General features: G+C 41.2%; 12 protein-coding genes. 8 read left to right on the forward strand and 4 right to left on the reverse strand.

From position 1 onward, the window contains the following. Positions 1–2 precede the first annotated feature (2 nt). The 7 genes from DWZ47_RS25600 to DWZ47_RS25630 all read left to right on the forward strand — a co-directional run bounded on the left by DWZ47_RS25600 (position 3) and on the right by DWZ47_RS25630 (position 9,520). Positions 3–1,598: a RagB/SusD family nutrient uptake outer membrane protein gene (locus tag DWZ47_RS25600; RefSeq protein ID WP_004317801.1), complete on the forward strand. Its 1,596-nt coding sequence runs from the start codon at positions 3–5 to the stop codon at positions 1,596–1,598. A gap of 24 nt (positions 1,599–1,622) precedes the next feature. Further along, positions 1,623–2,657 carry a glycoside hydrolase family 18 gene (locus tag DWZ47_RS25605; protein WP_004308086.1) on the forward strand — a complete coding sequence of 345 codons (1,035 nt, stop codon included), beginning with the start codon at positions 1,623–1,625 and terminating at the stop codon, positions 2,655–2,657. A gap of 14 nt (positions 2,658–2,671) precedes the next feature. Further along, positions 2,672–3,907, forward strand: a complete 1,236-nt coding sequence (locus DWZ47_RS25610) for a DUF1735 and LamG domain-containing protein (RefSeq protein WP_117515140.1) — start codon at positions 2,672–2,674, stop codon at positions 3,905–3,907. Positions 3,908–3,934: 27 nt separating this feature from the next. Further along, positions 3,935–5,488: a BT_3987 domain-containing protein gene (locus DWZ47_RS25615; protein ID WP_004317799.1), complete on the forward strand. Its 1,554-nt coding sequence runs from the start codon at positions 3,935–3,937 to the stop codon at positions 5,486–5,488. 685 nt (positions 5,489–6,173) lie between these two features. Continuing rightward, the gene (locus tag DWZ47_RS25620; protein ID WP_004300188.1) at positions 6,174–7,871 is read left to right on the forward strand and encodes a response regulator transcription factor; all 1,698 of its coding nucleotides are present in this window, start codon (positions 6,174–6,176) and stop codon (positions 7,869–7,871) included. A 172-nt stretch (positions 7,872–8,043) separates the two neighbouring features. Beyond that, positions 8,044–8,703, forward strand: a complete 660-nt coding sequence (locus DWZ47_RS25625; RefSeq protein WP_004300189.1) for a DUF4840 domain-containing protein — start codon at positions 8,044–8,046, stop codon at positions 8,701–8,703. A 124-nt stretch (positions 8,704–8,827) separates the two neighbouring features. After that, positions 8,828–9,520 (forward strand): DNA alkylation repair protein, encoded by a 693-nt coding sequence (locus DWZ47_RS25630; protein WP_022199559.1) that lies wholly within the window; start codon positions 8,828–8,830, stop codon positions 9,518–9,520. 121 nt (positions 9,521–9,641) lie between these two features. On the opposite strand, the gene DWZ47_RS25635 is transcribed toward DWZ47_RS25630, so the two are convergent. From DWZ47_RS25635 to potA, 4 genes are read right to left on the reverse strand one after another with little or no spacing between them, the layout of a single operon-like run. Then, a complete protein-coding gene (locus tag DWZ47_RS25635; RefSeq protein ID WP_008776543.1) occupies positions 9,642–10,973 on the reverse strand; it encodes an ABC transporter substrate-binding protein in 1,332 nt (443 codons plus the stop codon). A 32-nt stretch (positions 10,974–11,005) separates the two neighbouring features. Then, positions 11,006–11,800, reverse strand: coding sequence for an ABC transporter permease (locus tag DWZ47_RS25640; protein WP_117515130.1), 795 nt, complete (start codon positions 11,798–11,800; stop codon positions 11,006–11,008). Further along, positions 11,794–12,594: an ABC transporter permease gene (locus DWZ47_RS25645; protein WP_004308090.1), complete on the reverse strand. Its 801-nt coding sequence runs from the start codon at positions 12,592–12,594 to the stop codon at positions 11,794–11,796. The genes DWZ47_RS25640 and DWZ47_RS25645 overlap by 7 nt, the downstream gene beginning before the upstream one ends. A gap of 11 nt (positions 12,595–12,605) precedes the next feature. Continuing rightward, positions 12,606–13,997 carry a polyamine ABC transporter ATP-binding protein gene (gene potA / locus DWZ47_RS25650; RefSeq protein WP_004297652.1) on the reverse strand — a complete coding sequence of 464 codons (1,392 nt, stop codon included), beginning with the start codon at positions 13,995–13,997 and terminating at the stop codon, positions 12,606–12,608. A 138-nt stretch (positions 13,998–14,135) separates the two neighbouring features. Between potA and DWZ47_RS25655 the strand changes: the two genes are divergently transcribed. Next, a complete protein-coding gene (locus tag DWZ47_RS25655; protein WP_004308092.1) occupies positions 14,136–15,239 on the forward strand; it encodes a TlpA disulfide reductase family protein in 1,104 nt (367 codons plus the stop codon). The last annotated feature ends 14 nt before the right edge of the window (positions 15,240–15,253 follow it).

Genomic DNA, 15,253 nt, shown 5'->3' on the forward strand with positions numbered 1-15,253 from the left:
CTATGAATACTCAAATGAAAGAATACAGAAAAGCAACCCTCCGACTGGCATACCTGCTAACGCTGATGCTATGGACGGGAAGTTGTATCGATATGGATATCAATCGTAATCCTTACGAGACAACGCAGGATGAACTGATGCGCGAAAACCATATCATCGGCTCGTCTCTAAAGAGCATGGAAGCATTGGTGGTCCCCACACAAGAGCATCTTTATCAATTTGTGGAAGCGATGTGCGGAGGAGCCTACGGGCGTTATTTTGGAGAGACTCGTGTGGGTTGGACTGAAAAATACTCGACTTATAATCCCAAGTCGGACTGGCTGAAGGCTTCGTTCTCCGATCCTATCTCGGAAATGTATCCTTCCTACCGGGATATTATCAACCGTACCAATGACCCCGTCGCACTGGCATTCGCCAAGATTCTGCGAGTCGCTATCATGCACCGGTCTACGGATATGTTCGGGCCGATTCCCTATACCAAAGTATTGGGAGATAAAACGGAAGGTAACGGCCTTAGTGCTCCTTATGACTCTCAAGAGGAGGTTTATGTGGCTATGTTCAAGGAATTGGAAGAAGCAGATAAAGCTCTGAAGGAGAATCTAGGTCTAAGTGCGGAAGGATTTAAGAAACTGGATAATCTTTATTATGGAGATGTGCGGAAATGGTATAAATACCTTCACTCGTTACAGCTTCGCATAGCCATGCGTATCGTTTATGTGAAACCGGAACTGGCCAGGGAAATAGCCGAGAAAGCCGTAGCCGCAGGTGTGATAGAGAACAATGAGGACAACGCGCAACTGCATGTGGAGGAGAATCGTTCGGCTCTCTGTTTCAATGATTGGAAGGATTACCGGATAGCTGCGGAAATCGTTTCCTATATGCAGGGATATAACGATCCGCGTTTGGAAAAATACTTCACCCAGGGAAAGTATCAGGATGATACCGATTACTATGGGCTACGCATTGGTATTCTTCCTTCCAAAGTGACGGACGACGAGTTGATACAAACCTATTCCAACCGTTTGATGACTGCCAATGATACGTATATGTGGATGACTGCCGCCGAGGTCACGTTCCTTCGCGCCGAAGGTGCCCTGCGGGGATGGGCAATGAGCGGAGATGCCCAACAGCTATATGAGAAGGCGATCACCCTTTCCTTTGAGCAATGGGGCGCAAGCGGAGCAAGCGGATACTCCCAGAATAAAACATTGGTGCCAGGGGCTTACAAAGACCCGAGAGGTACATACAGCGCCCAATCTCCGAGCAGCATCACCATTGCCTGGAACGAGGACAAGGAGAATACCCGTTTCGAAGAAAACCTGGAACGTATCATTACTCAAAAATGGATTGCCATGTTTCCTCTGGGCATTGAAGCCTGGTGCGAACATCGCCGCACAGGGTATCCTAAATTCCTTCCGATAATGGACAACAAGGGAGTGGGAATCACTAACCTGACACTGGGAATACGACGTCTCTCCTATCCTGCTGAAGAATATCAGCTGAATGCGGAAAATATGCTCGGTGCCCTGCGAAAGCTCAATGGAGAAGATAACGGCGCTACCCGCTTATGGTGGGACTGCAATCCGAATGTAAAATAATGTGGAACTTAAACCCAAGATACAATGAAACAGAATTCATTCATAAGTGTCATATTGACCATAGCCTGCTCACTGATGTTCGTTGCCTGTAGCGACTGGACAGAACCGACACCGGTTGATTACAACCCTATATTTCCCGACGAACAAGACCCCAGCTTGCATGAAAAATACGAGCAAAGTCTGAAAGAATACAAAAACCGGAAGCATACGTTAATGTTAATACGTTTTGCCAACAATCCGGGTACGACATTGGGCGAACAGGATTTCTTGCGTTCCTTGCCCGATAGCGTAGATTTTGTGGTGCTGACCAACGCTGATAATCTGTCCGTTTATGATAAGGAAGACATATCCAAACTCAAACGGACCGGCACCAAATTTCTCTATTACAAGAATTTATCCGAATTCTACGACCAATGCGAAGAGACAGAAAACCTGGAAGAATTCAAAACGAAAATGAATGCGGCATTGAAAAACGGGGAGAGTGATGAATTTGACGGTTATTATGTGCAGTTTGGTCGTGCCGGAAGTATGATGCATGTCGATTTCTTCAATGAGGTAACGACGGCTATCCGGGAAAAACTTGCCGCTATCGGCGGTCCGAAAGCTAATAATGGAAAGTTGGTTTTCTTTGATGGCATCGTCACATTTACAGTGGATTATAGCGGAAGATACGAAGAGCCGTTCATCGATTTGGTAGACTATTTCGTGGATGGGCAAATTGTGTTGCTTGAAAGCTCACTCGAAATAAAACTGAATATGAGCCAACCTGTAGGTTTCTATGGGAAAATGCCCAAAGAGAAAGTGATAACGACAGCCACTCCTCCGACCGATGACGGTAAAACCGGTATCATCAGCCGGGAAGATTTGGATGTTATACAAACCTCGGAAGGGATGGCCTACATCATCAATCATTTCATCACAGGACTGGGTAACAATGGTCCGCTGGCAGGAGTTTCTATCTACAATGCCAATGAAGATTATCTCGCCACCGATGGGGTGACTAACTACCGCCGTATACGTGATGCTATCCAAAAACTGAACCCATCACCGATTAATTAATGAAAGGAGGAACTATGAAACGATATAAAATAATCATCTCTCTGGCTACAATCATCTGCGGACTGATGATTGCCTGTGACAATACGGATTACAGCAATAAAGCACCATTCGACAACATGGTCTATATCAAGGAAGCCAGTAACAGCAATTCAGAAAGAGTGACTTTCCGAAATACGCTGAATGAACAGAAACGTGCCTTCAGCGCCAAGTTGACTTACCCGGCAGGAAAAGACATCGTAGTGAAGCTGAAAGCGGATCCCGGACTGATAAACGAATTCAATGCCCGGCACGGGACTGATTATGGAATGCTGGATAGTAAATATTATAGCCTGTCGAACAGCGAACTGATTATCAAAGCCGAAAAGAGTGAATCATTGATTGATACGATCTATTTTAATAACCTGTTAGATCTGGAGATTGATAAAACTTATCTGGTTCCGCTCACCATCTCTGAAACGTCGGGTGGCGTTCATCTATTGAACGGTTCGAAAACATTGTTCTATCTGGTGCGCCGTTCAAGCGCTATCACGGTAGCCGCCAACCTGAAAGACAATTATCTGGAAGTGCCTACTTTCCTCGACGAAGAGAAAAATGCCTGTCTGAAAGAATTAGGTCAGATTACCATGGAAGCACTGGTATATGTAGAGGACTTTACATACAGCGGACCAAGCAATACGGCCGGTGCATCGGATATCAGTACGATCATGGGAGTAGAACAGCATTTCTTAATGCGTATAGGTGATACAAGTTTCCCACGCCAACAGTTGCAGATGCAGGGACCGGACGGAGTCAAATTCCCCGCCGCCGACAGGGCTAAGTCACTGAATGCAATGACATGGTATCATATAGCGCTGGTGTACAACGCCAAGGAACATTTTATTGCCTATTATGTGAACGGACAACTGCAAAGTCAGGATATCTCTTATGGAAAAGGAGCTACTGTGGATATCTGTGGAACGCCGGATTGCGAATTCCAGATAGGACGCTCTTATGAAGATGAGCTACGGCAACTCAACGGTAACATCGCAGAGATACGTATCTGGAACACTTGCCGTACGAAAGAGGAAATCTGGACGAATATGTATAAAGTGGAAGATCCTGAAAACGAAGAAAGCCTGCTTGCTTACTGGAAATTTAATGAAGGTGAGGGAAACATTGTCAAGGACCATTCGAAACACGGATTCGATGCAGTATCTGCCGAACCTCTTGTGTGGCCGACGGGAATCGAAATTCCACAAATCAACAAGTAATCATTCACTTTAAAGATAACCATGGACATGAAAAGAAATATAAACTTCAAAAATGTTCTCTGCATGGCTGCCATTACATTAGTAACCGGCATGCTAGGAGGCTGCGAAGATAATTCCATTGCCACTCCCGTAGGTAAATTACCTAACGAGACGGCTTTAGACAATAACTTTGGCATGCTAAAATGTGATATGACAACCAGTGACCTGGAAATCACCATGACCAATACCAAGACTCCCGATTTTGCATTCTTCTACCAAACGGTGAAGCCGGTGGCACAGGACACCCGAATCACAATGAAAATCGACCTCGACTTAGTAGACAAATACAATGAAGAACACGGTACGGAATACCGGAAAATGTCTACTATCAGCATTGAGGGCATCAGTAACGATGGTGCAATGACTATTAAGGCAGGAGATACAATGTCGGATACTATCATGGTACGCCTGAATCCGCTAGGCACATTGCATGATTATTCTTTGCTCCCTATTACCGTAGAACTACCGGAAGAAAGCGGAATTCGTCCGTCACGGGATAGTAATGAAATCTATTACAAGATTTATTATAAACGCTCTACTTATCCGTGGTTGAGCCCGATGAAGGCTGATATGAAAAAGTACAAGATGGTAGGGTTTATTGATGGCGAAAAAGTCAACGCCTCCATTGCCAAAGAATTTATCATGGTATTATATGATAATGAAACATTCGGTCCCGGACATTATGAGTTATGGGAAACGTCGTGGTATGCCTATTTATATGACATCATTAATGTGAATGCCGCAACACTGGGATATGCGAATGGAAAAGTGACTCTGAACCAATCAGCCAATTTCAAAAAGCAGTTAAGCAATATGTCGTCACTCTCCAGCTATGGTATAAAGCGTTGCGTCACCCTTAAAGCAGAAGGGACCGGCTTGGGATTCTGCAACCTGACAGATGAGCAGATTACAGCCTTTGTAGCGGAAGTCAAGAAGCTCGCCAACTACCGTGTAGATGGCATTAATCTCATGGACGAAGGTGCCGAATATGGTATAAACGGACATCCGGCTGCCAATGCGACCTCGTATCCGAAGCTCATCAAAGCACTACGGGAATCTTTAGGCAAGACCAAACTGATTACAGTTACCATAACGGGTGATCCGGCCGGTTCACTAGCCTCCGAGGCTGCGGGTATCAGAGCAGGTGAATATATTGATTATGCCTGGACATGGGTAAATACCAAAATTATGAATCCATGGGAGGATAGCTCGATTGAAAAACCAATAGCAGGACTGGACAAATCTCAATATGGCGGTTTCAGCACCGACGAATATACGTTCGATTATGAAAATGACGAATCGTATCCGGAAACGTTACGAGAAAAGTTATATGACAAAGGTCTTGGCAAACTTTACATAATGCGTAATATCCCTTTCTGGTCGGACGCACTGGAAGCAACACCATATCATGCTAACATAAATGCAGGGGCAGCAGCCTTTTATAGAGTGGAAGGAGGCCATAAATATGAACCGGACATCAACTATTTGCATAATGGTAAATACAAGGATATGAAAGGGGATAAAAACTATTACGAGATGTAGAATTATCAATTAAACAGGGGAGGAAAAACAAATCCTTTCCTTACTAACAGGAGCTTATGCGCCTATTATCAGTAAAATAATATAACCGGAATTTTAACCATCTATTTGGTTAAAGTTCCGGTTTCACTATTTCCACCAAATATCATCAATTAAAATAATACAAAAACACAACACTTATCACCTACAAAACAACACCAAACAATAACAATACACCATTTGCCAATAACTCATCATTTATTTATTATACCAAATCATTACTTTTACTCCGCAAAAACAAACTATATTTCAATAAAGAAAATATGTTTACTTTACCTTAGGAATTACATATGAAAAAGCATATTGTGATACTGATAGCCCCAAAAGATTACAGTATCAAATACAAGATACGCCCACCACCGTCAAAGAATCTCTATTTAGTATTATATATTCAGAAAAAATGATCTATTAATTATTGTCACTTGGAGGAAATAGATATTCCTTAAAGAATGATTCAAGACGTAAGGATTTAAATCTGCATACGGAACTCGCTTTCTTAATATTGACCTTCAAAGAACAAATAATTTTGAGATTAGACTGTTTGAGTTTAGTAATGCCCTAAATCACACTCGTTGTGCATTTTCTCATCCCCCCTCAACTAAAAAGGAATAGAGGTATACAGTCCAAGTGACTTCAACAAAAAATAAATATGAAATACTTAATGATAACGTCACTATTTGTCTCTATTATAGATGCAAATATCTTTCACCAGTCTCACTTCTTCTTACTACTTACAGCCGGAGGAATTTCATTATATTGGCTCTTATCTCATTTTCTTACCCTCCATAAGGAAATCAAAATCTTAAAAGAAGAGCACCAATATTTCATGGATTCTTTTCAAAGCATTCGCAACCCTATCACACTCGTTCATACCCCTCTAAGAGCTGCTTGTGATGATAGTTGCCCCGAAGACATAAAGAAAATGTTATCACTAGTCATTCGTAATATAGACTGTCTTGATGAACACCTAACCAAATTAATGAATCTGCGACATCTGCTTATCTACTCCAAACAGATGGATATTGCCGAATATGAACTGGGAAACTTCATTAATAACAGAGTCCATTCATTGAAAAATTTCGCTACGGACAAGCGGATTAAGTTAGAAATAAAAACAGAGTTTAATTATGCCAGCGTTTGGTTCGATCAAAGTAAAATCTCTCCCATCATTGATAAATTCATAAAAAACGCAATAGAACATTCGAAACCTGAAGATAAAAGGATTATCTTTTCAATTTCTTCTAATTCCGAACACTGGGAACTTAAAACGTTCGATGCCAACAAGGGCAAATTGCTAACATGTTATAGGCGCCAAAAGTATCACTTGATTAAACCTAAACATAAATCAGAGTTCAAATATGCATTTGCCAAAAGTGTACTCTGCAAAAAATTAATGAAACTATGTGATGGGAATATTCTTATCAATCATTCAACCCACACTGTCTCACTAAGATTTCCTACAACAAATTCAGAAAGAAAGGTATCCGGATATAATATCATACACTCCGCAAAAAAGTCGGAAGAAAGAAAGACTGATACTTCATTGGGTAAGATTGCTCATAAAAAAAGTTCAATCAAGCCTACTGTTGTTCTCGCTGACAGTAATGAAGAATTCAAGTCTTATTTGGAAGAATGTTTATCAAAGGATTTTGATGTGAAAAGTTTCGGGAATGGCTCTGAAGCTTTAGAATGTATAAAAGAGAAATATCCTGATTTAGTGATTTGCGACCTTATGCTGCATGGAATGTATGGCTATGAACTGTCATCAAGACTAAAGACATCAGGAGAAACATCCGTTATTCCTATCATCCTTTACGGTTCACGTATAGATATAGGACAACGCAACAAAAGAGAAAGTTCTCTGGCCGACATCTTTTTATATGTGCCTTTCCACATCGAAGATTTAAAGATAGAAATGAATGTACTTATCAAAAACAACCGTTCTCTAAGAAGATCATTCTTGCAGACAGTTTTCGGAAAGCAGTTCTTGGAAAAGGAAGAAGAGAAAGTTTTAGATGATAGTAATTACACATTCATCAATCAAGTAAAAGAATTTATTCTAAAAAATATAGATAAGGAAAATCTGACGATAGATGAAATTGCCTCTGAACTGTATATGAGCAGAACTGCTTTCTTTAATAAATGGAAAGCACTGACGGGAGAAGCACCGAAGTATTTTATTTATCGTATTCGTATGGAAAAAGCACGTGAGTTATTGGAGAGTGGAAAATACTCTGTCCAGGTTATTCCTGAAATGATTGGATTGAAAAATCTTAAGAATTTCCGCCATAAATACAAAGAGTATTTCGGGATAACTCCAAGCAAGTCCATTACGAAAAAGCTATAAAATAAAAAGAATATTTTATAATTGAAGATCCCATGAACAGGGATCTTCATGGCAATACTCATATAAAAAAATATTCTATTTTTATTTCCTTATGCAGTATTTCACAAGTACCGGCATTTACTTTATGTACGTACACCTTAATTTTGAAATTAATAATCTAATTTAAAACAGTATGAAAATTATAACTGAAATAAAAAAAGCTTGTTGTTTTAATCGTTTTGCTTTCTTAGTAATGTCATTAGGCCTGATAGCCACTTTTACAGCATGTAGTAGTGATAACGATTCTGATATTCCCGTATATTCACTTAAAGATGTGGAAGGTAATTATTCCGGTAATATGCTGACAGAAACTGCTCCATCCGTCAATCCACAAAACTATTCCTTCAAAGAAGAACAGCCGCAAGGAGCCACAGTTACCGCTGAAGTAAAAGACAATCAGATTATGATAAAAAAACTTCCGGTTGACGATCTGATTAAAAGTATTGTCGGTGAAGAAATAGGCGAAATTATCATTGAGACTTTGGGTGATATCAATTACAACATTCCTTATACTGCAGCCTTTAATGATGATAGCAAAGGCTCCATTCTACTTCAATTAAAACCTGAACCTTTGGAAATAAAATACACGATCCCTACCCAAGTACAAACAGAGGGAGAGGAAGCTCCTCAAATTACTGTAAAAGTAACTATAGAAGCGGAAGAAAAGGGTCAATATACATATAAAGATAAAAAACTCACCTTTGTAATCAAAGCCACCCAAGTGGAAGTAGAAGGAGAGCCGCTTGAAAACTTTTCGGTTACCACATTCAGTTTCGACATGGTCAAAAAGTAACTGATCGGATAAACTTTCCCAACGTATTTTCATTATGATGGGAATTACCTCCAAAAAGAGTATGCCTGCACACAGCGCGCATACTCTTTTTTTATACCTTTGTGAAATAACCAACGATATGAAAATGACTACAACTGAAAATATCCGGAAAGAATTACAAACATTAGCAGATTCCAAATATCAGGAATTTCATTCTTCCCTCCTCCCGGGAGCAAACAACATTCTCGGCGTACGCATCCCCCAACTGCGGACAATGGCCAAAGAAATTATTAAGAAAGAAGACTGGCGTACATTTGTCGAATCAACCGATACGATTTATTATGAAGAAACAATGCTTCAGGGAATGATTATCGGACTGGCAAAAATGGAACTTGAAGAACAAATGAAATACGTAACGATGTTCATTCCCCGTATAGATAATTGGGCTGTATGCGACATATTCTGCAGTGAACTGAAAACTTCTGTGAAAAAAGGAAAAGAAAACGTATGGCAATTTATCCAACCCTATCTGAAATCCTCTAAAGAATTTGAAATACGTTTCGGAATTGTGATGCTTTTCCATTATGTAGATGACGCGCATATCGATTCGTTACTGAAATATGCCGACTCATTCAATCATGATGCATATTATGCACGCATGGCTATGGCATGGATGATATCATTGTGTTTTATCAAATTTCCCCAAAAGACAATGGAGTATCTGAAACATAGCACACTGGATAACTGGACTTACAACAAGGCACTGCAAAAAACAATTGAGTCATTCCGGGTAGATAAGGACACCAAGGACATTCTCCGAGAAATGAAAAGACGATAAATACCAAGCACGGCGAACATCCTGCCATCAGCATTCTGTTCACCGTGCTTCTTATTTCTTACCGTAGATACCGCTTTTATTTTCCACCTAATTTATTTTTTGTTTGCAATCCGGAGAAACACTAATTCCTCCTGACCTTTTTCCTTCTGCTTCTACGTCTTTGTTGTTTCTGACGATTATAACGCTGCCACTTCTTATAAATCATCCAACCACTCATCAATGCAACAACGACGAAAATAAGAATAGTGATACCCACTCCCAAATTATCTCCTTTAATACGCGACCAAATATCAAGAACTTCTTTTGTCTTATCGCCAAAATCACGAATCATGGCACATCGTTCCACCACCTTACGATCCGGATATTGTATTTTATCAATCTGCACGCTGTCTGCACCCGGTCCGAAAAAGTAACTTAAATCGGAATAATAATGAAGAGTGGTGTCTATCTTCTCTTCCAGTATTTCGGGAGTAGCTATGGAACTTACATATCCGCAGAAATCCATATTCCGCAAGGCTATATCCGGACGACACATAAAGTTGATAAAATAACTGGCCGCTTCCGGATTCCTGGCATATTTCGGGATCACCCAACCATCATACCAAATATTACTTCCTTCTTCGGGAACTTCATAATCCAAATCCACTCCTACCGCATTGGCCTCTTCAATCGCCCAGATTGCATCACCGCTCCAAGTCATATTCAGCCAAGCTTTATTTTTCGTCATCATTTCCTTGCCAAAGTCCGCTTCCCAGCCAGCAATGTTCGGTTTCAAGGCTTTTAAGTATTTTTCAGCCAACTCCATCGCACGTGGAGAATAGTCGTTCATCAACTCTTCCACTGTTACCGTTCCCTCCTTCAGTTCCTTTGCATGCGCATAAATCACGGCTGTTCCATAAGCATCACGATAACTATCCTTCATCAGGATCTTTCCGGCATACTTTTTATTCCAAAGGCAATCCCAGGACAGGGCTACCGAATCGGGCACATAAGCCCGGTTATACAGAATACCTGCCGTCCCCCACATATAACATACAGCATAGCGGCTGGCTTTTTCACCCGGCTGACTCAATTTATTAATCTGCTTACGAATAAATGGAGCCACATTATTCATGTAATTGGGAGAATGTGCGAAATTCGTGTCGATAGGTAGCAACAAATGCTTCTTCAGCATACGCTCGATGATGTATTCCGAAGGACAAACAACATCAAAATCTTCATGCCCCTTTTCAATTTTCGTCAACATGATTTCGTTGATATCGAATGTCTGGTAAACGATACGGATATTCTCACCGGTCTGTTCTTTATAATATGCCTGGAAATCCTCAAGCACACCTTCGCCGATGTAATCCGCCCAGTTGTAGATTTTAAGAACCCGCTCACGAGGTTCACCGGAATTATAACACCCGGTCAAAGCCAATAAGAGCAGGATAGCAGGAATTATTCTTTTCATATTATTTACGTAGTAGCACATTTGATAGTCTATTAATCTTTTTTCTTCGTTTTTCCTGCCCGGTAATTGATTACAACCAATAACGCCAGTACCACGACAAAAATGATAGCCGAAAGCGGGCGAAGTTCCAGGGTCAAACCTCCCTTGCGGGCATCGGCGTAGATATAAGTAGAAAGCGTTTCCAAACCTTGATTACCGATAGTGAATACAGTTACGGCAAAATCATCAATGGATAGTGTCAGTGCAAGCATAAAGCCGCTAATCATTCCCGGACGAATCTCCGGAATTATGACTTTCCACAAGGCCTGCATAGGAGTAGCTCCTAAATCGAGGGCAGCTTCATAAATATTCGGATTCATCTGCTTCAAACGGGGCAATACACTTAAAACAACGTACGGGGTACAAAAAGTAATATGAGCAAGCACTACGGTTGTGTAGCCTTGTGTGATCCCCAGAGATACAAACAAAAGGAACAAGGATATACCGGTGATAATATCACCATTCAGAATAGGAATGCTGTTCACAAATCCGATCGCTTTGCGTGAACGGGCTTTCAGATTGAATATACCGATAGCAGCGATGCTTCCTAATAACGTAGATGCTGTTGCAGCCAGTAGAGCGATAGTGATCGTATTAATCAATGCATTCATCAAAGAATGATGAGCACCGGTAGTGAATAACGAAGAATAAAGTTTGGTAGAAAATCCCGTCCAGTTACCCAACACTTTCGCCTCTGTAAATGAGTAGATCACAATAATCACGATCGGAGAATAAAGCAAGAGCAGCAATATCCACAAATAAGTCTGTGCAAATATCTTCTTTACCATAGCCCGCCTCCTTCATTTGAGTTTTCCTTATCATCGGTGCTGAACAGGGAAGTAGCAGCTATCAATAGCAACATAATGAGCGAAAGTGCCGCTCCATAGTTCCACATACTGTTATTGATATTTTCCTGAATCGTCGTACCAAAGAGTTTGATGTTATTCATCGTCAGCAACTCGGCAATGGCAAATGTCGATATAGTCGGCATGAACACCATCATGATACCACTCATCACCCCCGGCATGGAAAGCGGAAGGACTGCTTTCAGAAAGACTTGCACAGGATTGGCTCCCAAGTCTTGCGCCGCCTCGATATAGCTATGATCCATCTTCTGCAAAGTATTGTAGATAGGATAAATCATGAAAGGGATAAAGTTGTATACCATACCGAATATCAACGCTCCCTCGCCCAACGGCACACTGAAAAAGTCGAATAAGGCAACAGTGGCAAGGGTACGCACCAGAATATTTACCCACATCGGCAAAATAAACAGTACGACCATCGTCTTGGAACGGTTCAGCTTGCTGTTACTCAATATCCAGGCAGCAGGATAACCCAATAAAATACAAACAAGGGTGGTAATAATGGCAATACCAATCGAATAGACAAAGGTATTGATTGCTTCGGGATGTTCGAAGAACTTCTGAAAATTGGCGAGTGTCAAATGGCCGCTATCATCGGTAAAGGCATATACGACAATTAAGAACAACGGTATAATCACAAAGATCGCCGAAAAAATAATGTAAGGGAGAGTCCAACTCTTACGTGATGACAAAAAGACTATAAACCTCTTATTCACTTCCTTTCCTGTTAATCGGTTATTTTAACTATACGAATAGCATCTGGAGGGATGGTAATACCTACACGGTCACCGTCATCCCATACATCGTTCGTATCTACAAATACATTCTCGTCCCAATCTGACAATACAGTCAGATGATAATGGTCACCCTTGTAAAGGATGAATTTCACCTCGCCCGTCAGCGTTCCGTCTTCTTCATTATCCTGAAGAATCACTTTTTCAAAGTCTACTTCCACTTTGACATTCGTATCGAAAGCGATTCCTTCCACCGGAACACATTCAAAGTTACAGCCCAGGAATTCCACATGAGTAGCATCCAGCAATTTTCCTTCGAATGTATTGCAAACACGCTCTTTCTTCATAATATGAATATCGAAAGGCTTCACCAACAGACCGACTTCAGCCCCTACTTCAAAATGATGGTAATCCTGCACCAAGAATTCATATCCGCCGCACAACACCGTCATTTCATAATGCACTCCTTTAAAAATAGAAGTCTCTACCACTCCTACTAACTGTGCCATTTCCGAAACGGGGAAAATATAAAGATCCTCCGGACGAATGACTACGTCCACCGGAACATTCTCGCCAAATCCTTCATCCACACATTCAAACTCCGTACCGCAAAAACGTACGAGTTTATCATGAATCATGGTACCGTTGAGGATATTGCTTTCTCCGATAAAGTCCGCAACAAAAGCATTGATAGGTTCATTATAAATATCAATCGGCGTACCGATCTGCTGAATCTTTCCTTCACTCATCACGACAATCGTGTCACTTAACGTAAGTGCCTCCTCCTGATCGTGAGTGACGTACACAAACGTGATTCCCAAAGATTTATGCATTTCTTTGAGCTCCATTTGCATATCCTTACGCATTTTCAGATCGAGCGCTGCCAGCGGTTCATCCAACAACAACACTTCCGGCTCATTCACGATGGCGCGGGCAATAGCTACACGTTGTTGCTGACCACCGGAAAGAGAATCCACATCGCGGTATTCATAATCCGTCATGCCTACCATTTTCAAAGCAGCTTTCACCTTCTTCTCAATGGTCTGTTTCGGTGTTTTTTTCAGTTTCAGGCCGAAAGCGATATTATCATACACATTCAAGTGCGGGAACAAGGCATATTTCTGGAATACCGTATTCACCGGACGCTTATGGGGAGGAGTTTGTGTTATTTCCATCCCCGAAATTCGGATTTCGCCTTCCGAAGCTGTCTGAAAACCAGCAATGAGACGCAACAACGTGGTTTTACCGCAACCGGAAGGACCAAGGATAGTCACAAACTCGCCCTTTTTCACGTTCAGAGTCACATCATCCAATGCTGTTTTATCGCCAAAGTACTTCGATACATGGCTCACCTCAATGATGGATTTATCTTCTTGCATATTCATACTAAAGTTTGGGCTGCAAAGGTACACATTTCTGCGGTTTCCACCTACGTGTTAATCTAATATAACAGTGTTTTTCGATGCCCGACAGAAAAAAAATCTATCTTTGCATAAATATTTATTCACCAATTTTACAAAAGCATGAAAAAGTTTACTTATTTAGTTATTGCAACGGCAGCGTTAAGCATGGTAGCTTGTACTGGCGGAAACAAAGCCGGATACACTATTACAGGTACAGTAGAAGGTGCAAGCGATGGTGACACCGTTTATCTTCAGGAAGCCAATGGTAGAAATCTGACCAAACTAGATACAGCCGTTATCACCAAAGGTACTTTTACCTTTGAAGGCACACAAGATTCTGTGGTTAGCCGTTATGTCACTTGTGAAGTGAACGGAGAACCGTTGATGATCGACTTCTTCCTGGAAAACGGAAAAATCAACGTTGCCCTGACCAAGGATAATGACGCTGTTACCGGTACTCCCAACAACGATGCATACCAGGAAATCAGAGCTCAAATCAATGACATCAGCAAAAAAATGAATGCCATTTATGAGGCAATGGGTAATACATCTTTAAGTGATGAGCAGAAAGAGGCCAAACAAAAAGAAGGTGCTCAGCTGGAAGAACAATATGACAAAGCAATCAAAGAAGGCGTACAAAAGAATATCACCAACCCGGTTGGAGTATTCTTGTTTAAACAAACTTTCTACAATAACTCTACGGACGAAAATGAGGCTTTGTTGCAACAAATTCCTGCTAATTTCCAGAATGACGAAACAATCGTAAGAATCAAAGAGATGACTGACAAGCAGAAAAAGACTGCTGTAGGTACTCAATTTGTTGATTTCGAAATGCAGACTCCGGAAGGAAAGACAGTGAAATTGTCTGATTATGTAGGCAAAGGAAAAGTAGTATTGGTTGACTTCTGGGCTAGCTGGTGCGGTCCTTGCCGTCGCGAAATGCCTAACCTGGTAGAAACATACGCTAAGTACAAAGGCAAAAACTTCGAAATCGTAGGTGTATCTCTCGATCAGGATGGTGCTGCATGGAAAGAAGCAATCAAGAAGCTAGACATGACTTGGCCGCAAATGTCCGACCTGAAATTCTGGCAAAGTGAAGGTGCACAGCTTTATGCTGTAAACAGCATTCCTCACACTGTATTGATCGACGGTAGCGGTAAGATTATTGCTCGCGGTCTGCACGGAGAAGAACTTCAAGCTAAAATTGCAGAAGCTGTAAAATAACAAATCCAAAGAAA

This window comes from Bacteroides sp. AF32-8BH (assembly GCF_003435205.1).
GTDB lineage: Bacteria > Bacteroidota > Bacteroidia > Bacteroidales > Bacteroidaceae > Bacteroides > Bacteroides ovatus.